Genomic DNA, 23,333 nt, shown 5'->3' on the forward strand with positions numbered 1-23,333 from the left:
CATTACTCCCCCTTTAATGTTCCTTCTATTACCGAGCTCGTAAACTGCCCTATCAAGTCTGCGTATTGGCTTAACTTATTTTGTAGCTTCATTGTTTCTACGTAAATAGTGCCTATTTTCTTCTGTTCCTCAATCGGAACAATTGGAACGATCATTTCCCCAAGGGCACGAAGCGGAATTCTTAGAATAGGGCCACTCCCCTGTGCCCCCCTTTCTTTTTGCTGCTTCACATCTTTATGAGCATTAAACAAGTAAAGAAAATATTTCTTATCAAGTTGTTCACTATCAAACTCTATTTTCGTAAAGTTGAGGGACAACACTTTACCAACATTATTTTCACCAACAATTGTGGCTAGCTGCAATGAGTTACTGATAACAACATCACCTTCATTTAACGATAGGTTATTTTGAGGTTTTGCCTTTTCTTCAACAGCTACGTCCTCACGATGATAATCAGCTTCAAAAGACGCTTGGTCATAATACTTTATTTCTTGAGTTTCAAATTGCTTTTGTGCTCTTGTTGGATTAATACCGGGAACGAACGTTACGAATTCATTTAATTTACTTTTCTCCAATTAAATCGCCCCAAATCATATATATGATTTTTCGAAATATTATCATATTACAAATTAAAACACATCCAGATTGTTTCGTCAACGATAATATGAAATATTTCTATATTACATATTATCGTTTTTAAAAAAACATCTAGAAAACTATACCATAAGCGATTTTAACATTTATATAATTTTCTATTTTTATCATATGTTTGTAACTGGTGTGCTTAAGGTATCATCTTCAGACATAGTAATATGTACAAATAAAGGCACTCATGATTTAACCTACACATGCGCAATACTGCTTCTTTAATGAGGTTGTGGGGCATAAATCGATTAAAAAAACAGAGGACATTTATCTAGATATTACTGAAAAATAAAAGAAGACGAACTTCAAAAGTTCGCCTTCTACACTATTCAAACCCTTGTAAATAAAGGTTTTTAAATTTAACCAATCGAACCTTCCATCTCAAACTTAATCAAACGGTTCATTTCAACGGCGTATTCCATTGGCAATTCTTTTGTGAATGGCTCGATGAAGCCCATGACGATCATTTCTGTTGCTTCTTCTTCAGAAATTCCGCGGCTCATCAAGTAGAATAGCTGTTCTTCTGATACTTTTGATACCTTCGCTTCGTGCTCTAATGAAATGTTGTCGTTTAAGATTTCATTGTAAGGGATCGTATCAGATGTTGATTTGTTATCCATGATGAGTGTGTCACACTCGATGTTTGAGCGTGCACCCTCTGCTTTACGTCCGAAGTGAACGATTCCGCGGTATGTGACTTTACCGCCTTGTTTGGAAATCGATTTCGATACGATCGTTGAAGATGTGTTTGGTGCAAGGTGAATCATTTTCGCACCTGCATCTTGGTGCTGACCTTTACCTGCTAGGGCAATACTTAATGTCATACCTCGAGCACCTTCACCTTTTAGGATGACCGCTGGGTATTTCATTGTCAGCTTAGAACCGATGTTTCCATCAATCCATTCCATTGTCGCATTTTCTTCACATACTGTACGTTTCGTCACAAGGTTGAAGACGTTGTTTGCCCAGTTTTGAATCGTTGTATAACGGCAGTAGCCGCCCTTTTTAACGACGATTTCAACAACCGCACTGTGAAGTGAGTTTGTTGTGTAAACTGGTGCTGTACAGCCTTCTACGTAATGCACATGTGCGCCTTCATCAACAATGATCAGTGTACGCTCGAACTGACCCATGTTCTCAGAGTTGATACGGAAGTATGCTTGAAGTGGTGTATCTACTTTTACGCCCTTTGGTACGTAGATAAATGAACCACCAGACCATACAGCCGAGTTAAGCGCAGCAAATTTGTTGTCAGTCGGAGGAATGACTTTTGCCCAGTGCTCACGGAAGATGTCTTCGTTCTCTTTTAATGCGCTGTCTGTATCTTTAAACACAATTCCTAGATCTTCAAGGTCCTGCTTCATATTGTGATACACAACTTCAGATTCATACTGAGCAGATACACCTGCTAAATACTTTTGCTCTGCTTCTGGGATACCAAGCTTATCAAAGGTTTGTTTGATTTCTTCTGGTACTTCATCCCAAGAACGCTCAGAGCGCTCTGATGGCTTTACGTAGTACGTAATTTCATCAAAGTTTAATGCATTTAAATCTCCGCCCCATTGTGGCATCGGCATGTTGTAAAAGTGCTCAAGAGATTTCAAACGGAAGTCGAGCATCCACTGAGGCTCTTCTTTCATACGAGAAATTTCTTCAACGATCTCTTTTGTCAGTCCGCGCTCTGAACGGAAAATGGAAACGTCTTTATCAGAAAAGCCGTATTTATATTCACCAACATCTGGCATTTTTTTAGCCATCCATTTTCACTCCAATCTTATGATTTGCCGTTATCTTCGGCAGATGCGCCTTTTTCAAGCGCCTTCCAGGATAATGTTGCACATTTGATGCGGGCTGGGAATTTTGCCACTCCCTGCAGCGCCTCAATGTCACCAAGATCAATGGAATCGTCGTATTCTTTTCCTAGCATCATATCGGAGAAAATCTGAGACATTTTCAAAGCTGTTTCAATATCTTTCCCTTTAATTGCCTGCGTCATCATAGAGGCAGATGCCATCGAAATAGAGCATCCTTCTCCTTCAAATTTCGCATCAATGACTTTTTCGTCTTCGATTTTCATCGTGAGACGAATGCGGTCACCACACGTTGGGTTGTTCATATCGACGACAATGCTGTCGTTTAACACACCTTTGTTTCTCGGATTTTTATAATGATCCATAATCACTTGTCTGTACAGTGTGTCTAAGTTTACATTAAAAGACATTCGTAAAATACTCCTTTGTCTTACGGAGCGCTGCGATGAGCTCGTCAATCTCTTCTTCTGTATTGTACAGATAGAAGCTTGCTCTTGCAGTTGCTGATACACCAAGCCATTTCATGAGCGGCTGTGCACAGTGGTGTCCAGCACGAATGGCGACACCTTCCGTATCCAGAACAGTTGACGCATCATGTGGATGGACGTCGTCTAAGTTAAACGTCACAAGTCCAGCTCGGTGCTGCGGTCCATAAACAGTCGCACCATCAAACTCCTTAAAGCGCTCAAGCGCATAAGTGGCAAGCTGATGCTCGTAACGGCTGACTTCTTCCATACCAATGTCATTTAAGAAATCAATCGCTTTTCCTAGTCCAACTGCTCCGGCAATAATCGGTGTTCCCGCTTCAAATTTCCACGGCAGCTCTTTCCAAGTAGAATCATACAGATCCACAAAGTCGATCATTTCACCGCCAAACTCAGCAGGCTCCATATTATTCAAAAGGTCCTTCTTCCCGTAAAGTACACCGATGCCAGTCGGTCCACACATTTTATGCCCAGAGAATGCGAAAAAGTCACAATCTAGATCCTGAACATCAATTTGCATGTGCGGCGTGCTTTGCGCACCATCGACGACAATGATTGCCCCATGATCGTGGGCAATTTTGGCGATTTCTTTAATCGGGTTGATGGTTCCTAATACGTTTGAGACGTGTGTGACAGCGACGATTTTCGTTTGATGTGTGACCGTTTGCTTCACATCTTCAAGCGATAGCGTGCCGTCTTCCTGTAACGGAATGTATTTCAATGTGGCGCCAGTTGCTTTTGCTGCTTGCTGCCAAGGGATGATATTCGCATGATGCTCCATGTGCGTAATGACAATCTCATCGCCTTCTTTGAGGTTTGCTCTTGCATAGCTGATCGCCACTGTATTCAGTGCAGTTGTTGTGCCTCTAGTAAAAATAATCTCCTGGACAGATGAAGCACGGATGAATGCACGAACTTTCTCTCTCGCACCCTCGTATGCGTCCGTTGCTTTTGTGCCAAGGGTATGAACACCCCTGTGGACGTTCGAGTTGTAAGACCGGTAATACTCATTCATTGCATCAATGACCACTCTTGGTTTTTGAGAAGTCGCTGCACTGTCCAAATACACCAAATCATGTCCGTTCACTTGCTGATGAAGGATTGGAAACTGCTCACGAACGTCTTTGATATTCATTATTTTACTTTCCTTTCAATCACAGAAACGAGCTGCTTTTTAACTCCTTCAATCGGCAGTTCTTTGACGACTGGATTTAAGAAGCCATAAATCACAAGTCTTTCTGCATCTTCTTTGGATATCCCGCGGCTCATGAGGTAATACAATTGAATTGGATCGACACGTCCAACAGAAGCAGCATGCCCTGCTGTGACATCATCTTCATCAATTAATAGAATTGGGTTTGCGTCACCGCGTGCTTTCTCACTCAGCATGAGAACACGTGATTCCTGCTCTGCATTTGACTTCGTTGCGCCATGCTCGATTTTACCAATTCCGTTAAAGATAGAGGATGCTTGATCCTTCATCACACCATGCTTCAAGATATACCCTTCAGAGTTTTTACCGAAGTGGATGATGCTTGTTGTAAAGTTTTCTGTTTGATTGCCCCGGCCGACAACAACTGATTTTGTATCACCGAATGTACCGTCGCCCATGAGCTTTGTGATGTTTTCAGACACGACGTCTCCATCATTCATCAGGCCAAGCGCCCATTCGATTTTACTGTCACGGCCATTTGCCATACCGCGTCTGTTCACATAGACTGTGACGCCTTCTGCAAGGTTATCTACTGCACCGTAAGTGACGCGGGCATTAGCTCCTGTAAACACTTCAGACACGATATTGAAGATCGCTTCTTCTGGCTTTGCCGTACTGATGTAGTTTTCTACATATGTCACAGCACTATGGTCGTCTGCTACGACGATGACATGGTTGAACAAAGTCGTGTCGTCATTTTCATGCAGGTAGACGGCTTGAATTGGTGCTTCAAGTTCTACATTTTTCGGTACATAGAGGAAAGCTCCGCCATTGACTAAAGCAGCATGTAAAGCTGTTAGTTTATGCTCTTCTACTTTTACTGCATCTGTCATGAAGTATTTCTGCACTAGATCTCCATGTTCGCGAAGCGCTGTATGAAGGTCAGTGAAGATCACGCCTTTGTCTTTCGCTTCCGTTGAAAGAGACAAGTATGCTGGCGTTTGATCACGCTGAATGTAGACTGTCTTATCCGTGTCCTCTAAATCAATGAGAGATTTCACTTCTTCAGGAAGCTCTTCTAATGATCCAAATGGCGCACTTTCGACTGTATGCTGTTTGAAATTGGTTAAATTCCATTTAGAAATATTCGTTTTGTCAGGCTTTGGCATTGGAAGGTCTTCTGCTTTTTCAAGAGCCTGTAAGCGAAGGGAGCTCATCCATGCCGGTTCCTGATGCTTCTCGGAGAAGCTTTTGACATAATCTTGATCTACTGATAATTTCGTTTCTAATGTCATCAATAATCCTCCTAACGCTTACGCTTCTTGACCAACAGTTTCGTCTTCAATCCCTAACTCTTTTTTAATCCAGTCATAGCCTTCTGCTTCTAAACGCTGCGCGAGCTCTGGTCCGCCAGATTTCACGATACGTCCTTGCATCATGACATGAACGTGATCTGGTGTGATGTAGTTCAGTAGACGCTGATAGTGAGTGATCATTAAGCAGCCGAAGCTTTCGCCACGCATTCTGTTAATTCCTTTAGAAACCACTTTCAACGCATCGATATCAAGACCAGAATCGATTTCGTCAAGAATCGCAATTTTTGGTTCAATCATCATTAATTGAAGAATTTCATTGCGTTTTTTCTCCCCGCCTGAAAAACCTTCGTTTAGGTAGCGCTGCGCCATGTCTGGGTCCATTTCAAGGAACTCCATGTTTTCGTCCATTTTGCGGATGAATTTCATCAGAGAGATTTCATCGCCTTCTTCTCTGCGAGCGTTAATAGCAGAACGAAGGAAGTCCGCATTTGTGACACCACTAATTTCAGATGGGTATTGCATCGCAAGGAAAAGACCTGCTTGAGCGCGCTCATCTACTTCCATTTCAAGTACATCTTCGCCATCTAGCAAAATGCTGCCTTTTGTTACTTCATATTTAGGGTGTCCCATAATTGCAGCAGATAAAGTTGATTTACCTGTACCGTTTGGTCCCATTACTGCGTGGAATTCTCCACCTTTTATCTCGAGGTTTACACCCTTTAAGATTTCTTTCCCTTCAATCTCAACGTGCAAGTCCTTAATTGTTAATGTCGAAGCAGTCATATATCGATACCTCCAAAATAATCATTATTCTCAATTTATTCTCATTCTAATTTTATAACAAATTAAAAGTGAATACAACACATTCACGATATACGTGAGAGGATGCTCTCAAAATTCTAACAAAAAAAGCCGGTAGATAAAAGGATTTATGTCGAAAAGACTGTTTTCATAAAGAAAGGACGGGAAACTGTTCTCCCCGTCCCTGAGCTATTTAATAGCCTCGTATATTCATTTTTGCGAGCTGTCTTTTCTCATCTCGATAGGACTGCTCTCGTTTATATTCCACTTTCATCCGTAAGTCATGGTCTCTTTCGTACTCTGCATAGCTCATGCCATGAGCTTTATGCATGGCCTTTTCCATCTCGGCGGTATAATCCAATCCCAGTGTACTATGGTCCGAACAAATAATAAACCATTCCCTTCTTTGAGTGTAGCTTTATTATATCAAAGACATGCGGCTTCACTCAAAAGGGATATGACGTTCTATGCTGGCATATTTTCTCTCACAATCGGCTGAGAACGACTCAACTCCCTGTTATGGAAAAATACCGTCTTATCCTTCCCTTAATGCGTCTGTCCTCCAAATTCATCTATACATTGCTGAACGACAGTAATCCCTTGACTCAGTGCTGCCCCGCCGCCAAATGCTGCCGCCACGCTGACAACCTCCAGCAAATTCTCTTCTGTCGCGCCTTGATCGAGCGCTCCCTTTGTATGATAAATCATGCAGTATTCATCCTGTGCATGAATACTGATGCCAAGGGCAATCATTTGCTTTTCCTTTTGCGTTAATGAATCGCTCTGAAAGCATTGCTCCGTAAATTCATTGAATTTCTTCCCAAACACCGGCATTTTCTTCTGAAATTCACCCATTGCCGTTTTATAATCCGTCAGTGATTGCTGCATAGATCCGCTCATATGCTGTTCATTCATCTTTATTCCATCCCTTCAGGTCATTTGTTCGTTTTTATTATGAGCGAGATTTGAAAAAATACACAAAAAACCTCGCTTTGATGAAAGCAAGGTTGAATCGTTGTTATTCAGATACCGGTAGAACTGCACCGTCGTATTTTTTGTCGATGAATTCTTTAATTTTATCAGAGTGAAGAACTTCCATTAATGTCTTGATCTTCTCTGATTTTTCTTCACCTTTGCGAACAGCCACGATGTTTGCATACGGGTTGTTCTTTGTTTGCTCAAGTTCAATTGAATCTTTTTTCGGATTCAATTTATTTTGAATCGCATAGTTGACGTTGATAAACACAGCATCACCTTCACTGTTTTCATAAGCTTTCGCTGTTAGTTCAGGAGCGATTTTTTTGAACTTTAGGTTCTTTGGGTTTTCTTTGATGTTCTTGACCGTTGAGTTGATTGTATCAACCTTTGGATCAAGCTTAATGACACCGGCATTTTGTAATAGAGCAAGCATACGTCCTTGCTCAGCTACGTTGTTTGTCATGATGATGATGCCGCCATTTGGAATATCTTTTACTGATTTGTATTTCTTAGAGTAGATACCGAAAGGCTCAAGGTGAACCGCACCAGCACTTACTAGGTTATAATCTTTGTTTGATTTGTTCTCTTCGTTCAAGTAAGGGATATGTTGGAAAAAGTTTGCATCCACTTCTTTTTCAGCTAACGCTTTGTTGTACATTTTATAATCACTAAGTACTTTCACTTTGAGATCGTAGCCTTTTTCTTTTAGAAGTGGTTTTGCTTCTTCAAGAATCTCGGCATGTGGTGTTTTTGAAGCCGCAACCGTAATGGTTTTGCTATCACTTGCGTTATTAGATGAACCGCATGCAGCTAAAATGCCTGCAAATGCTAGAAATAGTGCACTTAAAATCAATTTCTTCATGAATAAATCCTCCCTTAACGTTTATCAATTTTATTTGTAATCAAATCACCGATTATTTGAATAATAAAGACGATGATGAGAATAAACACAGTGGCAACAAGTGTGACATCTGTATTACCAGATTGGTATCCCTCTACATAAGCAAGGTCACCAAGTCCGCCTGCTCCAATTGCACCTGCAATCGCAGTTGAGCCAATTAGAGCAATCGCTGTTACGGTAATACCTGAAATGAGGGCTGGCAATGATTCTGGCAGCAATACTTTGAAAATGATGGTCGACGTTTTCGCTCCCATTGATCGTGCTGCTTCAATGACTCCTTTGTCTACTTCACGCAGTGCAATTTCGACAAGGCGTGCATAGAATGGAGCTGACCCTATGACAAGGGCAGGGAGGGCTGCATTGGGACCTAGAATTGTGCCCATAATAAGTTTTGTAAACCCTAATAATAGAATGATTAAAATGATAAAAGGAATCGATCTAAAAATGTTGACGACTGCCCCGATAACGGTGTTAATCGGTTTATTTTCCCAAAGACCGCCTTTACTAGTCAGAAAGAGCAATAGCCCAAGGATGATACCAATAATAAAAGCAAATGCTAGTGAAATGAGTGTCATGTACACCGTTTCACCCGTTGCATTCCAAATGACATCTAAATCAACGTTCGGAAACCATTTCTCAAACATGTGTCATCACCTCGATTTCAACCTGTTTGCTTTGGATATAGGCGATGGCTTTTTCTACCTCGGTCTCTTCTCCATTAATATGGATAAAGAGTGTTCCAAACGCGCCTTCCTGCGTTTGAGAAATCTTCCCTTGAAGGATGTTCACATCGACCTTGAAGGATCGAATGATTTCAGTGATCAGCGGCTGCTCGGCAGAATCGCCAATAAAGGACAACCGTACGACCTGACCTTCTTTTACTCGCTCTAAGACGTGCTCGATTGTTTCTTTCGCTTCCTCTGGTTCAGCAAGCTGTTTCACAAATCGCTTCGTCATTTCTTCCTTTGGCTGTCTGAACACGCGTAATACTTCGCCTTCTTCGACAATACGTCCATTCTCCATGACCGCCACGCGATGACAAATTTTGCGAATGACGTGCATTTCGTGTGTAATCAGCACAATCGTGAGCCCTAGTCGTTTATTGATATCCGCCAAAAGCTCAAGGATGGAATCGGTTGTTTGCGGATCAAGCGCAGACGTCGCTTCGTCACAAAGAAGAACCTTTGGATCATTTGCTAATGCTCTCGCAATCCCCACACGCTGCTTTTGTCCGCCGCTTAGCTGAGACGGATACGCATTTTCTTTTCCTTCTAAACCGACTAATTTAATCAGTTCATTCGCACGTTCTCTCCGTTTTGATGCCTTTACACCTGCGATCTCAAGCGGGAACATAATATTTTGTCTCACCGTTCTTGACCAAAGTAGGTTGAAGTGCTGGAAGATCATACTGATTTCTTGTCTTGCTTTCCGAAGTTTCGCATTCGATACTTCATTGATCCGGTTGCCTGCCACTTCAACAATTCCTGCTGTTGGCAGCTCCAGACCGTTTAATAGGCGAATAAGCGAGCTTTTTCCGGCACCGCTATACCCGATAATTCCGAATATTTCACCTTTATCGATATCCAAGTTAACTTCTTTCACGGCATCAACATTTCCGCTTTTAGAGTGGTACGTTTTTGATACATTCTGTAAATGGATCACAGTCTGTTCACCTGCTTTCTTGCTGAATCTATAGGTTGCCATCACATACGTTATTTATTCTTCCTGCTGTCATGCCTCTAGCCTGACACCAGGTCAGTAAAAAAGACCTAACTGCAACGCAAGCAGAAAGGCCTTTTATGTTCAATACGCCTTTCTCTCATCTTTCAAAGCATTGCGGCTTTGAGTGAATTGGCACCAATTTCAGCTATGCTGACGGTTGCCGGGTTTCATAGGGCACGTCCCTCCACCTCTCTTAATAAGAGAAAATATGTTGTTTTATGTGATGTTCATGTTTTTACTAACGTAGAATATCATGCTACCCGAGATATGTCAACGCTGTAAATCGCTAATTTCCAAGTAAACGACTACGTTATCATTTTTCGAAAAAAACCGTTCGTCAGCCAAAGCACAGCCTCTAGTCTTAAGAGCGCACGGAATGACCCTTTTACTTTTACTTGTCCTCTGCTAATTAACTGCTGTAAGGACATATCTCCATCTAATAATTGAAGTATTTCTTTTCTCTCACCATAAAAGATGAGATCCGATAACTCAATTGCAGGTAGTTTCTTCACTTCACCACGCTCATCCACAATCAATGTACAAGAGTCAGTTTCCGCCTCAAATGTAATCTTCAAGGATGATGATGAGAGCAGCGGTTTTAATAATAAACGCTGCCCTGTGTTCCCATGGGTTTTCACATTTTCCACATGTATAACCTCCCTGTCATTTGGTTATACATAACATTTCTCTACAAACATTGGCTTGTCCTTTATAAATAACTCGACAAATTTTCAGACGAATTGCTTGAAATATGACAAAAAACCGCTTTATTTAGCGGTTTCAATCATTTCATGAAGATATGGAACGGAGTGAAAGGCATAGCCTTTTTGCACCAGCTCACCTTTTTTAAACAGTATAAAGCAAGGAACGCTTTCGATCTCAAAAGCTTTTGCAAAGCCTGGTGAGTAGTTTAAATTGTTTTCATAAAATGGTACATCCGGCTGCATGGTGTCTACGACTGTCAGCATTTTCTTTGCCAGCTGACATGTCCCGCAAAACGGTGTATATAAATATAAAAGAAATAAATCGTCCTTTATTTCCTTGAATTCGTGTTCTTCAATCTCTTTCATATACGTCCACCCTCATAAATATTTCGAATGAACATCAATGTTTGCAGCTAATAGGATAGATGCAATGTGGGCTGACGGTGAAGCGGCCACTTCGCGGTATGTTCTGTCGACAAAAAGATGAAGTGCTTCAGGGAATTCTTTTCGAAATTGCTTCCGCAGTTTGTCGCCTGCATCGTCACTGTCTGCTAATATGTAAACGTCTTTCCCCAATAATTCGTCTACGAGCTGATCCAGCTTCGATGTACTGATCGTGCCATTGGTGCAAATGATGGTAACAGGTTCACTTATGACTTCTTTTAGCTTTTGTTTGTCTGTTTTACCTTCTACAATGATGACCTTTTCTACCTCTACATTCAACACGATCACCCGGCCCTTTTGACATTGTTCACTTCTCCCTTAGATTACAATCTTTCATCGAGGTTGTAAAGATTGGGCACTTGCACTAAAAAGACTGCAGCTTATGCTCACTGCAGCCTCATCTGTGATTAGCACCAGCCATTTTCATCATCACAGTCTACATATTTTTCTGTCCCGTGGGTCAATGTATCCGTCAGACGATAAAAACGATTTTGATCATAGGAATAACCTGATTTTAACTCATATTGGTTTTCACTAATCATCGTGCCAATCTCTTCATTTTGATGATACAGCACCATGCCGCTTTCTTTGAATCGTCCAGTGACATGATCTGTTATATCCACCTGTTCTTTTTGAAAAGACAAATTGGACACCCCCATAAAGGTAGAGTGTCCAATTTCACGTGAATTAGTCTTCTTTTGTCATTTCTTCATATTGCTCAGCAGTCATCAAGTTCTCGATTTCAGATGCATCAGCTGGCTCTACCACGATCATCCATGCTTTTTCGTATGGAGAGTCGTTGACGAATTCAGGGCTGTCATCCAGCTCATCGTTCACTTCGACGATTGTGCCGTTGATCGGTGCGTAAAGCTCAGAAACTGTTTTCACTGATTCTACACTTCCGAAAGGCTCGTCCGCTGTGATTTTGTCTCCTACTTCAGGAAGCTCAACGAACACGATATCGCCTAGCTCAGATTGAGCAAAATGCGTAATACCGATACGCACCTTATCCCCTTCTACTTTGACCCATTCATGTTCTTCTGAATAACGTAAATCTTTTGGTGTGCTCATTCAATACCCCTCCAGTCTTTTCTTTCAATCTATATTGAAGATACCACAATCTGAATGAAAGTTACATCATTTCCAGACGCTTTTAAATGTATCTTCATTAAATCCAACTGTGACTCGTTTACCGTCTGTTGTAATCGGACGCTTGATCAGCATTCCGTTAGACGCGAGTAATTCTAGCTGCTCGTCCTCTGACATTGCAGGAAGTTGATCTTTCAGCTGTAGCTCCCGGTATTTCTGTCCGCTTGTATTAAAGAACTTCTTCAGCTCTAAGCCGCTTTTTTCGTAAAGGGCTTTTAATGTTTCTTTATCAGGCGTCTCTTCGACGATATGTATGCTGTTGATGTCTTTATTGTGTTCTTCCAGCCATTTTTTTGCTTTTCGGCATGTACCGCAAGATGGGTATTCATAAAAATCTAAAGCCACCATTTTCACCTCCTGCAAATTGTGAGAACATTTTATCACAAAATATTTTAAAAACCTAAATGTATGCTTACAAAAAGGTGCGGATATCACTCCGCACCTTTTAAGCTGTCCTTATACGATATATTTCTCTGCTTCAAAGATTCGTTTCGCCACTTCGCGCTTTTTGGCGATGACATTGATCGGGGTGAATCTTGTCAGTTTGCGAAGAGCTGACAGACTCATGCGGAGTGAATCTCCTTCTTCCATCGCGATCAAGGATTCTTTTGCATGGGCTTCAATTTTTAAGAAGGCTTCCTGCGTGAAAATTTGTGTGTAGGCAAGCTTTTGAGCGTTCTTTTCTAGCCCTGATGAAGCGATTGCCTTTTCGGTACGCAGAATCGCCGATTCAGCAGCAAAAATTTCATTGACGATATCCGCTATGTTCACAAGGATTTCTTGCTCTTTGTCTAAAGCTTTTCCATACTTCATCGCTGCCATACCAGATACCATAAGGGCGGTCTTTTTCGCATGGGCGAGTAAATATTTTTCTTGATCGAGCGGCTGATCACCCGGCTCTTCCGGCATCATCATCATGAGCTCTTCCTGTAAGGTTTGCGCTTTTTGAAGCAGCGGAAGCTCCCCTTTCATCGCTTTCTTCAGGAATGTGCCTGGTACAAGCAGACGGTTGATTTCGTTTGTCCCTTCAAAAATACGGTTAATCCGCGAGTCACGATAGGCTCTTTCGACCTCGTATTCTTGCATGAATCCATATCCGCCGTGAATCTGCACGCCTTCATCTGCAATATAATCTAAAGTTTCAGAGCCAAGCACTTTACAAAGAGAGCATTCAATCGCATATTCTGCAATGGACTGGGCAATTTGTTTGCCGTCCTTTTGCTCTTCTTCACTTAATAGACCCATGCGCTGTTCAAATAATCCGACTGTGCGGTAAACAGCACTTTCCATCGCATAGAGCTTTGCCGACATGTTGGCTGCTTTTTCACCAATTAAGCTGAATCGAGAAATTGGTGTTTGGAACTGCTTACGCTGGTTTGCATATTCTGCCGATAATTGAATGACACGTTTTGACGCACCAATTGTCCCGACTGCCAGCTTGTAGCGTCCGATATTCAAAATGTTAAAGGCAATGACATGACCTCTGCCAGCTTCACCTAGTAAATTCTCCTTTGGCACTTGAGCATCTTCAAGAATTAACGTTCTCGTCGAGGACCCTTTAATGCCCATCTTTTTCTCTTCAGGTCCAGTTTTGACACCTGGAAAATCCTTTTCTACGATAAAAGCAGAGAAGTGTTCACCATCAATCTTCGCATATACGACAAAGACGTCGGCAAATGCGGAGTTTGTAATCCATTGTTTTTCCCCATTAAGCACATAATGGGTTCCAGCTTCATTCAGGACTGCCGTCGTTTTTGCTCCAAGAGCGTCAGAGCCTGATCCTGGCTCAGTTAGGGCGTACGCCGCAATCGTTTCTCCAGAAGCGAGTCCAGGCAGGTATGCTTCCTTTTGCGCTTGATTTCCAAACAGCACGATTGGCAGAGATCCAATGCCGACATGGGCGCCATAGGAAAGTGAGAAACTCCCTGCTCTGGAGAATTTCTCGGTAATGATGGCTGAACTGATTTTATCTAATCCGAGTCCGCCGAATTCTTCAGGCACATCAGCTCCTAGAAGTCCAAGCTCTCCAGCCTTTTTGAGAAGCCTGACGGAATGCTCGAATTCATGATTTTCAATTTGATCTATATATGGAACAACGTCTTGTAAAATATAATCCTCTGTTGTCTTTCCAATCATTTGATGCTCATCAGAGAAATCCTCTGGTGTAAAGATATGCTCATAATTCGTCTCATCAATTAAGAAGCTTCCACCCTTTTTTACATCTTCCATTGCTTTCATCCTGATTTCCCCCTTTAGATCAATTCAAAAATTCCTGCTGCTCCCATGCCCCCGCCGATACACATTGTGACGATGCCAAATTGCTCGTTTCGCCGTTTCATTTCATGAATGAGTGACAGTGTAAGTTTCGTTCCTGTACAGCCGAGCGGATGCCCTAGCGCGATTGCCCCGCCATTGACATTCACTTTCTCTTCATCGATCCCTAAATGACGAATGACTTGAATTGCCTGAGAGGCAAACGCTTCGTTTAATTCAAACAGCCCGATATCCTTCAGCTCAAGTCCAGCGATTTTCAGCGCACGCGGAATGGCTTCAATCGGACCGATTCCCATCACCTCAGGCGGTACACCGCCAACAGCAAACGCCCGGAACTTGGCGAGCGGCTGAAGGGAGAGTGAGGATGCTTTCTCACGGTCCATCATCATCACACACGCAGCGCCGTCACTTGTTTGAGAAGAGTTCCCTGCAGTCACCGTGCCTTTTGTTGAGAAAGCCGGACGCAAAGTGGAAAGAATCTCCTCCGTTGTGCCCGCTCTCACGCCTTCATCCTGTGAGAAGGTGAATGAATGCTCTTCTAATTGATATTGCTCCCCTACCCGCCGCTCTGTTACATCAACGGATACGATTTCATCTGAAAATTTCCCTTCCTGCAATGCTTTGGCTGCCTTTTGATGACTTCTTACCGCAAAGGCGTCCTGATCTTGACGTGTGACCTGATACTTTTGCGCCACTTGCTCTGCCGTGTGGCCCATGCTCATATAATATTCAGGCGCTTGCTCTGCCAATTGAGCATTCGGACGAATGGAATGACCCATCATCGGCACCTGTGACATCGATTCGACTCCTCCGGCTAAGATCGTTTCTGCCTGGCCGAGCATAATCCGTTCACCCGCATAAGCGATTGACTGAAGACCAGATGAGCAGTAGCGGTTGATGGTGATGGCAGGTACTGTATACGGAAGCCCTGCTAACGCCCCAATATTCCGAGCCACATTTAACCCCTGCTCTGCTTCTGGTGTTGCACACCCGATGATCAAATCATCTATCTGTCCGTCGTAATTACCGGCACGCTTTAATGTTTCTTTTACACACAATGCGCCCATATCATCAGGCCGAACATGTTTTAACGATCCTTTTTTCGCCTTCCCTACTGGTGTTCTCGCGCCAGCGACAATGACTGCTTCTCTCATTTTGACTCCCCCTTAGTTACGTAAAGGTTTTCCTTTGACGAGCATGTGCTGCATGCGTGCCTGTGATTTCACTTCTCCTACAAGACTTAAAAAGGCTTCCCTTTCAAGCTCTAATAAGTATTGCTCCTCTACCTCTGTTCCAAATGGCAGTTTCCCGCCGGAAATGACATGAGCTAATTTTTTGACAATGGTCATGTCATGCTCTGAAATGTATCCAGACAGTCTCATATTTTCAGCAGCCAATATCATTGCTGCATAGCCTGTTTCTCCCATGACGGGCACCTTCTGCTTGAGCGGTGCACGATAACCCGCTTCATCAAGAGAGAGCACGAGTTGTTTCGCATCATAGATCAGGTGGTCCCCGTTCATACTGATTCGGTCACTCACGCGGAGCATGTTCATATCCCGCGCTTCCTCAGCCGAAGTGGATACTTTAGCCATTGCAATCGTTTCAAATGTTTTCAGCGTGGCATCTTGTATAGCGGTCTGCGTCGGCTTAGCTGATCCTTGCAGATGGCGAAGGTATAATTCTTTGTTTCCACCACCGCCCGGAATCAGTCCAACTCCCGCTTCAACAAGACCCATGTATGCTTCACTGGACGCTTGAATAGCTGCTGCCGGCAGACAAACCTCTGTTCCGCCTCCGAGTGTCATGCCAAACGGTGCAGCAACGACTGGACGGTCGCTATATTTCACCTTCATCATTGCCTGCTGGAAGCGGCGGATCACAAAGTCAATTTCAAAGAAATTATCGTCCTGAGCTTCCATTAAAATCAGAGCAAGGTTGGCACCAACACAGAAGTTCTTCCCTTGGTTTCCGATGACAAGCCCTCTATAATTCTGTTCCACCTCATCGACAGCGCGATTGATCATGTCAATGACATCTAGTCCAATGGCATTGCTTTTGGAGTGAAATTCGAGCAAGGCGACATCATCACCGATATCAATCAAGCTCGCACCAGAATTTTTAAAAATCACGCCCTGCTTCTTTTTCAATTTCGCTAAAGAAATATTCTTTTCGTTTCCTTTTTCCTGTTCATAAGCCCCATTGTGATAAAACGCACGCTCTCCATCAGCATTCACTTGATAGAATGTGTCGTGTCCTTCTGACAGCATGTCTTGCACCCACTGCGGGATGCAGTGACCTTCTGCTTCCATGCGCTCAGCTGCTTTTTTCACACCGATTGCATCCCAGAGCTCAAATGGACCGTGCTGCCAGCCAAATCCCCATTTCATTGCGTTATCGATGGACTGAATATCATCCGCAATTTCACCTTTTAACTGAGCTGAATAAAGGAGCACAGGTGCCGTCATGTTCCAAAGCAATTGTCCTGCACGGCCATCTTGATAAATAAGCGCTTTCAATTTCGCTTTCGTCCCCTTTTGCTGCTTCGCCATCTCAATGCCTGGATCTTTAAGCTTCGTTCGTTCTCCATACGTGAGCGTCACAGGATCAAGTTCTAAAATGCCCTTTCCATTTTTTTGATAAAATCCTTGCCCTGCCTTGCTGCCAATCCATCCTTTTTCAAGCATTGTTTCAATAAACTCAGGCAGCTGGAAAATATCTTTTTCCTTTCCTTCTACTTGGTCATATACGTTGCGGGCTACATGGGAAAACGTGTCGAGCCCTACGACATCAAGTGTACGGAAGGTCGCACTTTTCGGTCTTCCAATGAGGGGTCCTGTGACCGAGTCCACCTCTCCAATGGTGTATTTGTTTTCAAGCATTTCACGCACTGTCACAAGGAGTCCATAAGTACCAATACGATTGGCAATAAAGTTCGGCGTATCTTTCGCTTCAACGACGCCTTTGCCAAGTACATCCTCACCAAACGTTTTCATGAATGCAAGTACTTCTGGATCTGTTTCTTGAATAGGAATGATTTCTAAAAGCTTTAAATAACGGGCTGGGTTAAAAAAGTGTGTGCCTAAAAAGTGGCGTTTAAAATCATCTGATCGGCCTTCTGCCATTTTTTCAACCGAAATACCGGATGTGTTACTTGATACGATGCTGCCTTCTTTGCGGTGTTCGTCGATGAGAGAGAATACGTGTTGTTTGATGCTGAGTTTTTCAGTGACGACTTCAATGATCCAGTCAGCATCATGTAATAAGGAAAGGTGATCTGTGAGATTTCCCGGTGTGATGTATGATAGGTTTTTTGCTGATGTAAGAGGTGCTGGCTTTTGCTTTAACAATTTTTTCATCGCTTCTTGACTTAATCTATTCCGAACACTAGGGTGATCAAGCGTTCTCTTTTTCGCCGTTTCTTCCTTTGTCAGTTCGTTTGGCACAATATCTAGCAATGTTACTGGTATCCCGATATTGGCTAGATGCGCAGCAATGCCTGAGCCCATGACACCTGAACCAATGACAGCCGCCTTGCGAATATGTTTGCCCATAAATATCCCCCTAAACATTTTGAATGAACAGTCATTCATTTTTTGTCCAAAAAAAAGCAATGCCTCTTTCTTTATCTTAAAAGATTTTCCGAAACAGTTCAAGAGCGGATTTCAAAAATTTACACATTCTGATGTGCCTTACTTTGCGGCGTATGAATTAAAGATGAGAGGGCATTGTAAGAATGGAGGTGATGTCCACATGTCTCGTTTGAAGAAAAACCCATCGAAAGCAGGCGTAAGTGCTGCAAGTGTAAAAGGAAACGCAGGTCCATCACAGGAAGCAGACCTAGGCGGTAAAAAGACCAGTCAAAATCAGCAATATAAAAAGAATCAGTAAGGAAACAAAATCGTAAGGAGGAACACATCTTGAACAATCAGCAAATGAATATGCCCCCGCAAGTCATTTCAGTGAAAGATTCCTTGTACTTAGAGGATATGCTGAATTGGAACTTGATCGCTATGAAAAAGGCTCACTTTATGGCCGAGCACTGCCAAGACCAGACTTTGAAACAAGAATTAAATCAAGTGGGCCAAATGCATCATCAGCATTACACACAAATTCTTCAGCATTTAGGCAGCTCAGGGCAAGGCCAGTCTACTGGCTTTATGCAATAGGAGGAAAAAACATGGAACAACAAAACCAACAAAAAATCGGGAATCCACAAACTCCGGTTCCCACGACAACAAACATGAATGATCGCGATTTTGTCACAGACCTTTTGTCGACTGAAAAATATATGACAAGCGGTTACAACACAGCGCTCAATGAATTCAGTCATGAATCTCTTTACCAAGATATTCAGCGAATTGCGCTAGAAACTCAGAAAACCCAAAGACATTTATATGATGTCATGTTCCGATATGGCTGGTATTCTGTTGAAGCCGCTGAACAGCAAAAGCTCCAGCAGGCACACCAGAAATTCCAGCAAACACTGACAGATCAATCTCCATACGGACCATCACAGATGTCATAAAGAAAAACTGCCAGTGTAGTGCTGGCAGTTTTTTAACGGTCTTGATTGGCTCGATGAGCTTCGTTCATTTGTTTGATCCGCTGAATTGTTTCTTTGATTTCTTCCTTCGCTTCTGGATACGTTTCATTAAAGTGCTTGGCTAGAGGCGGCATGCTTTTTGCAATATGAGAATAGATCACCCACTGTTTCACATCTTGTTTCAGTGCGTCTGTTGATTCACCAAGCAGCAGCTCTGTATATTTATCAAGCAAGCCCTCAAGCTTTTCATCTAATTCATTTCCCATTGAGTTTCCGCTCCCTTTTTAAGAAAAAAGCCTGACTCTGTGCGTAACAGATGTCAGGCTTTTGACATACGATTATCTTGCAGCAAGAAATGTCTCCGCTTGCGCTTGCTGTACAATACAGCGTCCTCTACCGTGCGGAATACATAATGGTGTCCCGAATAAAGGATCTGTCGTCACTTGGCAGTTCATATCAAAGACATTTTTCACAAGATCACAATTAATGACTGTTTCTGGTCTTCCTTCTGCATAAATCGTCTTGTCTTTAATCGCCACAAGGTGATGAGCATATCTGCATGCGAGATTCAGGTCATGAAGAACCATGACAATCGTGCGCTGCTCTTTTTCATTTAAGTCAAACAGAAGGTCTAGAATTTCAATTTGATGCGTCATGTCTAAATACGTCGTCGGCTCATCTAACAAGATAATATCCGTCTCCTGTGCTAACGTCATCGCAATCCATGCACGCTGCCTTTGTCCACCTGATAATGAATCGACCGTTCGATCAGCGAGGTCTTCCATCTTTGTTGACTTCAGTGCGCGATTCACCGCTTCCTCGTCTTGCTTCGACCACTGCTTCAGCCAATTTTGATAAGGATATCTGCCTTGCTTCACTAATTGATGCACCGTCAATCCTTCTGGCGCTTCTGGTCCTTGCGGAAGAATGGCGAGCTGTTTCGCTACTTCCTTTGTTGGTAATTTGGCAATGGAATGACCTTCAAGCAGGACAGAACCACCCATTGGCTTCATGAGACGGGCCAAAGAGCGAAGTAGCGTGGATTTACCGCATCCATTGCTGCCAATAAATACTGTGATTTCACCCTTAGGGATTGATACATTTAGTTCATCTATGATCATTGTTTCTCCGTAGCCTAAGCTTAAACCTTCAGTAGAAATGGCACTCATTCCGCTCAAACGCTCCTTTTCTCATGCAAATTTTTATATGAAATATCGTCTATGTATAGACGGAAAAGATCACTTATCTCAATTTAGTGTATCAGATTTAAGTGATCTTGAAAATCATTTTCAATTAAAAAATGAGAAAGTCTCGTTTTACTTCTTCTTTTGGAATGTACGTTTGGTCCCATCTTCAAGCTTAATATTGACCTGAATCCGCTGATAATCATCGTCTAGATTAAAAGCGGCTAATAGCTCATTTACATACGCATCATTGATCTTCTCACTAGGAATAGACATATCATTTAGCTTCATCTTCATCTCGCGTAATGCTTCTTCACCTTCATAGCGGACACCGTTCATATGATCACGGATAAGTGCTTCTTCTTTGCCTTTCGCCTGACGATAGGTGGCTTCGTATAATTCGCTTTTCTGCCCGTATTGAACATGCAGGTGGAGATGCTCAAATGGAAGTTCCTTCATTTGAACCGCTGAGAGACTCTCTGCTTCTGCTTCCTTTGTTTGCTGCAGCGGTTCGATTGATTGGCAGCCAGACAGCATAAAAAGCAGCACTCCTATTTGTCCCGCCTTCTTCCAACACATCATGTGCTTCCTCCTATTTCTTATCATCGCTTTTTATTCTTCTCCATCCTGCTTTTCGTTATTCAATAAAACAGCGGACTATGGTAGATTGAAACAAAAAGGAGAACGAGATGATGAAAAGAACAGCCATTGTAACTGGCGCCAATAGCGGCTTTGGCAAGCTCATCACGATAGGTCTCGCCAAGCAAGGCTATACAGTGATTGCAGGGGTCAGGCAGGAAGCCAATGCGAAAAAGCTTGCCGAAGAGATCAAGCAAGCCTCTTTATCCGAAGCGATACATATTGAAGCATTAGATGTGACAGATACGCAGTCGATTCAAGCATTTCAGAAAAAGCTACATGCTTACGCCCTCATTACCTTGCTTGTCAACAATGCGGGAACAGCATATGCGGGTTTTGCTGAAGAGGTTCCTGTTGACACGTACCGCCAGCAATTTGATGTAAACGTCTTCGGAGTCATGGAAATGACACAAGCCGTCCTTCCGTTTATGACAAATGGTGCAAAGATATTCAATATGAGCAGCATCAGCGGATTAATGGGAATGCCCGCGCTTTCTCCATATGTATCCTCCAAGTTTGCTTTGGAGGGCTATACAGAGAGCTTGCGCATTGAACTGGCCTCGTTCGGTATACAGGCAGCCTTGATCGAGCCAGGCTCTTTCCAAACAAATATTTGGAACACGTCTATGAACGAGCACATGTTGCAGCCAGGGGAAGGATCGAAATACACAAGCATCTATCAAAAGATGATGGTTTATATCAATGCCCAGAAAACCAACTACGGTGACCCGAGTGAAGTCGCAGAGCTTGTGATTCGATTAGCCGAGAAGAAACGGCTGAAAAAGTTGAGATATCCGATTGGGAAAGGGGTGCGACTTTCATTCACAGCAAAGCAGCTCTTGCCTTGGAGCATGTGGGAAAAGATCATATTACGTACACTCTCTTCAAAAAAATAAGCATAAAAAAACAGGTAGACCTTTAACGTCCACCTGTTTTTTCATTTATTCGGTTTCAGACTGTCCAAGGGTAATGTCTAGATTTTTATTTTTCCCTTCACGAATGACAGTCATTGTCGTTTTATCGCCGACTTTTGTTTCTTTGTACAAAATTTCTTTCAGCTGAGAGCTGTTTGCCACGTTTTTCCCTTTGAATTTGATGATGACATCTCCAGATTTCAAGCCTGCTTTTTGTGCAGGTGATCCTTTTGATACATCTTTTACATAAATCCCTTTGCCGATTTGTTTATCAAATAAGCCGAGCGTATTTTCTTGATACGTTTCAGGCACTTGCTCAAGGTCAATCATTTGTACGCCAAGGTAAGGACGTTCAACCTTTCCATTTTTCAACAGCTCATCTACAATCGGTTTGACATCGTTACTTGGAATCGCAAAGCCAAGTGATTCCACACCGCTTTCGCTAATTTTTAAACTGTTGATGCCAATGACTTGACCATCTGTATTGATAAGCGGTCCCCCGCTGTTCCCGGGGTTAATCGCTGCATCTGTTTGCAGTACATTCATTTCCACCGTACCAGATGATGTGTTCGCTTCAACTGTACGATCAAGACCACTAATAATCCCTTCTGTCACAGTACCAGAGAACTGTGCACCGAGCGGGTTCCCAATTGCGATCACTTTGTCTCCAGCACGGAGCTTAGAAGAATCACCAAAGCTCGCCACTTTATCAATGCCGTCTGCATTGATTTCAACAACAGCTAAATCTGTCATCACATCATTGCCGACCAGCTTTGCGTCTTTTGTTTTCCCATCATAAAGTGTGACCTTCAGTTTATTGGCACCCTCGACTACGTGGTTATTTGTAATAATGTACGCTTTTTTGCCATCTTTTTTAAAGACGACACCAGAACCCGTTCCAGCTTCAGCTTCTGTTGAGTCACCGCTAAGGCCAAACGAATTTTGTGTAGATTGATAGTTTGAGACTCCTACAATGGTTGGCTCTAAATCTTCTACCATATCAGCGACATTCGTGGCATTGGTGATTTGTTTTGTTGAGAAATTATCAGAAGCTGCCGGCTCACTTGAAGCTGTTTGCGTTTGTGTGTTTGCAGCTGTGTCCTGTGACTGCGGCAAAAGCGGTGTAATGCCAAGCACAAGGCCTCCGCCAATAATCCCTCCAAGGATCGGACTGAGCCATGCCGCTTTCCGCTTTTTCTCCTTTTTCGACGCACGGTCATCCTCCATTTGAGGAGAATGGTTTGTCACACTCTCCTGAGTGGCAGATGCTTCGTTTTCATGAGGTTGATAAACGAGTTCCTTTTCTTTTTCTGGTTCGTCTATTTGTTTCTCATTCTCTTGATGCACATCTTCTTGATGATTCATCTTCTTCTCTTCATCTTCTCTTCGGAAATCCATCGCTTGCACTCCTTTACATCGTGTTCATGACTTGCTTGATTCATATGTTTAGATAGGACTCATGTCCTCTTAATGGCAATATCATTGAAGATACTTCATGACAATATGTCAAATTATATAATACTTATTGATAGAAAAAAAGCAAGGTGCGCACATTCGTGAAAAGCACCTATTTATCTACCTTTTGTCTATGCCCTTTTTTCCCTTGAGCTTATCATAAACAAACATTATGGGATAATGATGAGAAGAATATGTGAAATTGTGAAAAA

General features: G+C 42.6%; 28 protein-coding genes and 1 riboswitch. Of the genes, 4 read left to right on the forward strand and 24 right to left on the reverse strand.

What is annotated here, in order from left to right; all coding sequences use genetic code 11:
- Nucleotides 1-2: 2 nt before the first annotated feature.
- From GKC25_RS14580 to GKC25_RS14675, 20 genes are all read right to left on the reverse strand, one after another.
- Nucleotides 3-575, reverse strand: coding sequence for a restriction endonuclease subunit S (locus GKC25_RS14580; protein ID WP_187704141.1), 573 nt, complete (start codon nt 573-575; stop codon nt 3-5).
- Nucleotides 576-1,004: 429 nt separating this feature from the next.
- Nucleotides 1,005-2,402, reverse strand: a complete 1,398-nt coding sequence (gene sufB, locus GKC25_RS14585; protein WP_034659904.1) for a Fe-S cluster assembly protein SufB — start codon at nt 2,400-2,402, stop codon at nt 1,005-1,007.
- A 17-nt stretch (nt 2,403-2,419) separates the two neighbouring features.
- On the reverse strand, nt 2,420-2,866 hold the full coding sequence (sufU, locus tag GKC25_RS14590) for a Fe-S cluster assembly sulfur transfer protein SufU (RefSeq protein ID WP_008347017.1): 447 nt from the start codon (nt 2,864-2,866) through the stop codon (nt 2,420-2,422).
- Nucleotides 2,856-4,076: a cysteine desulfurase gene (locus GKC25_RS14595; RefSeq protein WP_095285806.1), complete on the reverse strand. Its 1,221-nt coding sequence runs from the start codon at nt 4,074-4,076 to the stop codon at nt 2,856-2,858. The genes sufU and GKC25_RS14595 overlap by 11 nt, the downstream gene beginning before the upstream one ends.
- Nucleotides 4,076-5,389, reverse strand: a complete 1,314-nt coding sequence (gene sufD / locus GKC25_RS14600; RefSeq protein WP_187704142.1) for a Fe-S cluster assembly protein SufD — start codon at nt 5,387-5,389, stop codon at nt 4,076-4,078. Before sufD ends, GKC25_RS14595 begins: the two co-directional genes overlap by 1 nt.
- Before the next feature lie 18 nt (nt 5,390-5,407).
- Complete coding sequence (sufC, locus tag GKC25_RS14605) at nt 5,408-6,193, reverse strand: Fe-S cluster assembly ATPase SufC (protein ID WP_003213654.1); 786 nt, start codon at nt 6,191-6,193, stop codon at nt 5,408-5,410.
- 211 nt (nt 6,194-6,404) lie between these two features.
- The gene (locus GKC25_RS14610; RefSeq protein ID WP_162839378.1) at nt 6,405-6,542 is read right to left on the reverse strand and encodes a hypothetical protein; all 138 of its coding nucleotides are present in this window, start codon (nt 6,540-6,542) and stop codon (nt 6,405-6,407) included.
- Nucleotides 6,543-6,757: 215 nt separating this feature from the next.
- Complete coding sequence (locus GKC25_RS14615) at nt 6,758-7,126, reverse strand: carboxymuconolactone decarboxylase family protein (protein WP_003212803.1); 369 nt, start codon at nt 7,124-7,126, stop codon at nt 6,758-6,760.
- A 103-nt stretch (nt 7,127-7,229) separates the two neighbouring features.
- Nucleotides 7,230-8,051, reverse strand: coding sequence for a methionine ABC transporter substrate-binding lipoprotein MetQ (metQ, locus tag GKC25_RS14620; RefSeq protein ID WP_342689838.1), 822 nt, complete (start codon nt 8,049-8,051; stop codon nt 7,230-7,232).
- Between the two features lie 14 nt (nt 8,052-8,065).
- Entirely contained in the window at nt 8,066-8,734 is a 669-nt protein-coding gene (locus GKC25_RS14625) for a methionine ABC transporter permease (RefSeq protein ID WP_099727008.1), read from the reverse strand.
- Nucleotides 8,727-9,752, reverse strand: a complete 1,026-nt coding sequence (locus GKC25_RS14630) for a methionine ABC transporter ATP-binding protein (RefSeq protein WP_268495244.1) — start codon at nt 9,750-9,752, stop codon at nt 8,727-8,729. Before GKC25_RS14630 ends, GKC25_RS14625 begins: the two co-directional genes overlap by 8 nt.
- Nucleotides 9,753-9,906: 154 nt before the next feature.
- A riboswitch (SAM riboswitch) is annotated at nt 9,907-10,015 on the reverse strand.
- Between the two features lie 102 nt (nt 10,016-10,117).
- Nucleotides 10,118-10,459, reverse strand: a complete 342-nt coding sequence (locus GKC25_RS14635; RefSeq protein WP_034659911.1) for an SCP2 sterol-binding domain-containing protein — start codon at nt 10,457-10,459, stop codon at nt 10,118-10,120.
- A gap of 120 nt (nt 10,460-10,579) precedes the next feature.
- On the reverse strand, nt 10,580-10,882 hold the full coding sequence (locus GKC25_RS14640) for a thioredoxin family protein (protein WP_187704144.1): 303 nt from the start codon (nt 10,880-10,882) through the stop codon (nt 10,580-10,582).
- A gap of 12 nt (nt 10,883-10,894) precedes the next feature.
- A complete protein-coding gene (locus GKC25_RS14645) occupies nt 10,895-11,239 on the reverse strand; it encodes a toprim domain-containing protein (RefSeq protein WP_034660691.1) in 345 nt (114 codons plus the stop codon).
- A 128-nt stretch (nt 11,240-11,367) separates the two neighbouring features.
- Nucleotides 11,368-11,604, reverse strand: coding sequence for a YusG family protein (locus GKC25_RS14650; RefSeq protein WP_034659913.1), 237 nt, complete (start codon nt 11,602-11,604; stop codon nt 11,368-11,370).
- A 43-nt stretch (nt 11,605-11,647) separates the two neighbouring features.
- On the reverse strand, nt 11,648-12,031 hold the full coding sequence (gcvH, locus tag GKC25_RS14655) for a glycine cleavage system protein GcvH (RefSeq protein ID WP_008347039.1): 384 nt from the start codon (nt 12,029-12,031) through the stop codon (nt 11,648-11,650).
- A gap of 66 nt (nt 12,032-12,097) precedes the next feature.
- Entirely contained in the window at nt 12,098-12,454 is a 357-nt protein-coding gene (locus GKC25_RS14660; RefSeq protein WP_034317446.1) for an arsenate reductase family protein, read from the reverse strand.
- Between the two features lie 111 nt (nt 12,455-12,565).
- On the reverse strand, nt 12,566-14,347 hold the full coding sequence (locus tag GKC25_RS14665) for an acyl-CoA dehydrogenase family protein (RefSeq protein WP_034659914.1): 1,782 nt from the start codon (nt 14,345-14,347) through the stop codon (nt 12,566-12,568).
- A 14-nt stretch (nt 14,348-14,361) separates the two neighbouring features.
- Entirely contained in the window at nt 14,362-15,537 is a 1,176-nt protein-coding gene (locus GKC25_RS14670) for an acetyl-CoA C-acetyltransferase (RefSeq protein ID WP_034659915.1), read from the reverse strand.
- 12 nt (nt 15,538-15,549) lie between these two features.
- Nucleotides 15,550-17,937, reverse strand: a complete 2,388-nt coding sequence (locus GKC25_RS14675; RefSeq protein WP_187704146.1) for a 3-hydroxyacyl-CoA dehydrogenase/enoyl-CoA hydratase family protein — start codon at nt 17,935-17,937, stop codon at nt 15,550-15,552.
- Between the two features lie 199 nt (nt 17,938-18,136).
- Between GKC25_RS14675 and GKC25_RS14680 the strand changes: the two genes are divergently transcribed.
- The 3 genes from GKC25_RS14680 to GKC25_RS14690 are packed head-to-tail and all read left to right on the forward strand — an operon-like array spanning nt 18,137 to nt 18,911.
- On the forward strand, nt 18,137-18,274 hold the full coding sequence (locus GKC25_RS14680; RefSeq protein ID WP_003212904.1) for a YuzL family protein: 138 nt from the start codon (nt 18,137-18,139) through the stop codon (nt 18,272-18,274).
- 26 nt (nt 18,275-18,300) lie between these two features.
- Nucleotides 18,301-18,552 carry a hypothetical protein gene (locus GKC25_RS14685; protein ID WP_223249598.1) on the forward strand — a complete coding sequence of 84 codons (252 nt, stop codon included), beginning with the start codon at nt 18,301-18,303 and terminating at the stop codon, nt 18,550-18,552.
- An 11-nt stretch (nt 18,553-18,563) separates the two neighbouring features.
- A complete protein-coding gene (locus GKC25_RS14690) occupies nt 18,564-18,911 on the forward strand; it encodes a spore coat protein (RefSeq protein WP_034659918.1) in 348 nt (115 codons plus the stop codon).
- A gap of 32 nt (nt 18,912-18,943) precedes the next feature.
- Here the strand turns inward: GKC25_RS14690 and GKC25_RS14695 are convergent, their stop codons facing one another.
- From GKC25_RS14695 to GKC25_RS14705, 3 genes are all read right to left on the reverse strand, one after another.
- Nucleotides 18,944-19,195, reverse strand: coding sequence for a YusU family protein (locus GKC25_RS14695; RefSeq protein ID WP_066030425.1), 252 nt, complete (start codon nt 19,193-19,195; stop codon nt 18,944-18,946).
- Between the two features lie 72 nt (nt 19,196-19,267).
- Nucleotides 19,268-20,098, reverse strand: a complete 831-nt coding sequence (locus tag GKC25_RS14700) for an ABC transporter ATP-binding protein (protein WP_003213584.1) — start codon at nt 20,096-20,098, stop codon at nt 19,268-19,270.
- Between the two features lie 147 nt (nt 20,099-20,245).
- A complete protein-coding gene (locus GKC25_RS14705; protein WP_187704584.1) occupies nt 20,246-20,692 on the reverse strand; it encodes a YusW family protein in 447 nt (148 codons plus the stop codon).
- Between the two features lie 113 nt (nt 20,693-20,805).
- Here GKC25_RS14705 and GKC25_RS14710 point away from each other — a divergent pair, with 113 nt between their 5' ends.
- On the forward strand, nt 20,806-21,648 hold the full coding sequence (locus tag GKC25_RS14710; protein ID WP_106038198.1) for an oxidoreductase: 843 nt from the start codon (nt 20,806-20,808) through the stop codon (nt 21,646-21,648).
- A 45-nt stretch (nt 21,649-21,693) separates the two neighbouring features.
- On the opposite strand, the gene GKC25_RS14715 is transcribed toward GKC25_RS14710, so the two are convergent.
- The gene (locus GKC25_RS14715; RefSeq protein WP_034659926.1) at nt 21,694-23,064 is read right to left on the reverse strand and encodes a S1C family serine protease; all 1,371 of its coding nucleotides are present in this window, start codon (nt 23,062-23,064) and stop codon (nt 21,694-21,696) included.
- Nucleotides 23,065-23,333: the final 269 nt, after the last annotated feature.

Source organism: Bacillus pumilus, assembly GCF_038738535.1.
In the GTDB taxonomy this organism is placed as follows: domain Bacteria; phylum Bacillota; class Bacilli; order Bacillales; family Bacillaceae; genus Bacillus.

What these genes read in the sequence shown, in the direction of transcription:
- sufB (WP_034659904.1), bottom strand. Translation starts at nt 2,402, where the DNA reads ATGGCTAAAAAAATGCCAGATGTTGGTGAATATAAATACGGCTTTTCT.
- sufU (WP_008347017.1), bottom strand. Translation starts at nt 2,866, where the DNA reads ATGTCTTTTAATGTAAACTTAGACACACTGTACAGACAAGTGATTATG.
- GKC25_RS14595 (WP_095285806.1), bottom strand. Translation starts at nt 4,076, where the DNA reads ATGAATATCAAAGACGTTCGTGAGCAGTTTCCAATCCTTCATCAGCAA.
- sufD (WP_187704142.1), bottom strand. Translation starts at nt 5,389, where the DNA reads ATGACATTAGAAACGAAATTATCAGTAGATCAAGATTATGTCAAAAGC.
- sufC (WP_003213654.1), bottom strand. Translation starts at nt 6,193, where the DNA reads ATGACTGCTTCGACATTAACAATTAAGGACTTGCACGTTGAGATTGAA.
- GKC25_RS14610 (WP_162839378.1), bottom strand. Translation starts at nt 6,542, where the DNA reads ATGCATAAAGCTCATGGCATGAGCTATGCAGAGTACGAAAGAGACCAT.
- GKC25_RS14615 (WP_003212803.1), bottom strand. Translation starts at nt 7,126, where the DNA reads ATGAATGAACAGCATATGAGCGGATCTATGCAGCAATCACTGACGGAT.
- metQ (WP_342689838.1), bottom strand. Translation starts at nt 8,051, where the DNA reads ATGAAGAAATTGATTTTAAGTGCACTATTTCTAGCATTTGCAGGCATT.
- GKC25_RS14625 (WP_099727008.1), bottom strand. Translation starts at nt 8,734, where the DNA reads ATGTTTGAGAAATGGTTTCCGAACGTTGATTTAGATGTCATTTGGAAT.
- GKC25_RS14640 (WP_187704144.1), bottom strand. Translation starts at nt 10,882, where the DNA reads ATGAAAGAGATTGAAGAACACGAATTCAAGGAAATAAAGGACGATTTA.
- gcvH (WP_008347039.1), bottom strand. Translation starts at nt 12,031, where the DNA reads ATGAGCACACCAAAAGATTTACGTTATTCAGAAGAACATGAATGGGTC.
- GKC25_RS14665 (WP_034659914.1), bottom strand. Translation starts at nt 14,347, where the DNA reads ATGAAAGCAATGGAAGATGTAAAAAAGGGTGGAAGCTTCTTAATTGAT.
- GKC25_RS14670 (WP_034659915.1), bottom strand. Translation starts at nt 15,537, where the DNA reads ATGAGAGAAGCAGTCATTGTCGCTGGCGCGAGAACACCAGTAGGGAAG.
- GKC25_RS14675 (WP_187704146.1), bottom strand. Translation starts at nt 17,937, where the DNA reads ATGGGCAAACATATTCGCAAGGCGGCTGTCATTGGTTCAGGTGTCATG.
- GKC25_RS14680 (WP_003212904.1), top strand. Translation starts at nt 18,137, where the DNA reads ATGTCTCGTTTGAAGAAAAACCCATCGAAAGCAGGCGTAAGTGCTGCA.
- GKC25_RS14690 (WP_034659918.1), top strand. Translation starts at nt 18,564, where the DNA reads ATGGAACAACAAAACCAACAAAAAATCGGGAATCCACAAACTCCGGTT.
- GKC25_RS14695 (WP_066030425.1), bottom strand. Translation starts at nt 19,195, where the DNA reads ATGGGAAATGAATTAGATGAAAAGCTTGAGGGCTTGCTTGATAAATAT.
- GKC25_RS14700 (WP_003213584.1), bottom strand. Translation starts at nt 20,098, where the DNA reads ATGAGTGCCATTTCTACTGAAGGTTTAAGCTTAGGCTACGGAGAAACA.
- GKC25_RS14705 (WP_187704584.1), bottom strand. Translation starts at nt 20,692, where the DNA reads ATGTGTTGGAAGAAGGCGGGACAAATAGGAGTGCTGCTTTTTATGCTG.
- GKC25_RS14710 (WP_106038198.1), top strand. Translation starts at nt 20,806, where the DNA reads ATGAAAAGAACAGCCATTGTAACTGGCGCCAATAGCGGCTTTGGCAAG.
- GKC25_RS14715 (WP_034659926.1), bottom strand. Translation starts at nt 23,064, where the DNA reads ATGGATTTCCGAAGAGAAGATGAAGAGAAGAAGATGAATCATCAAGAA.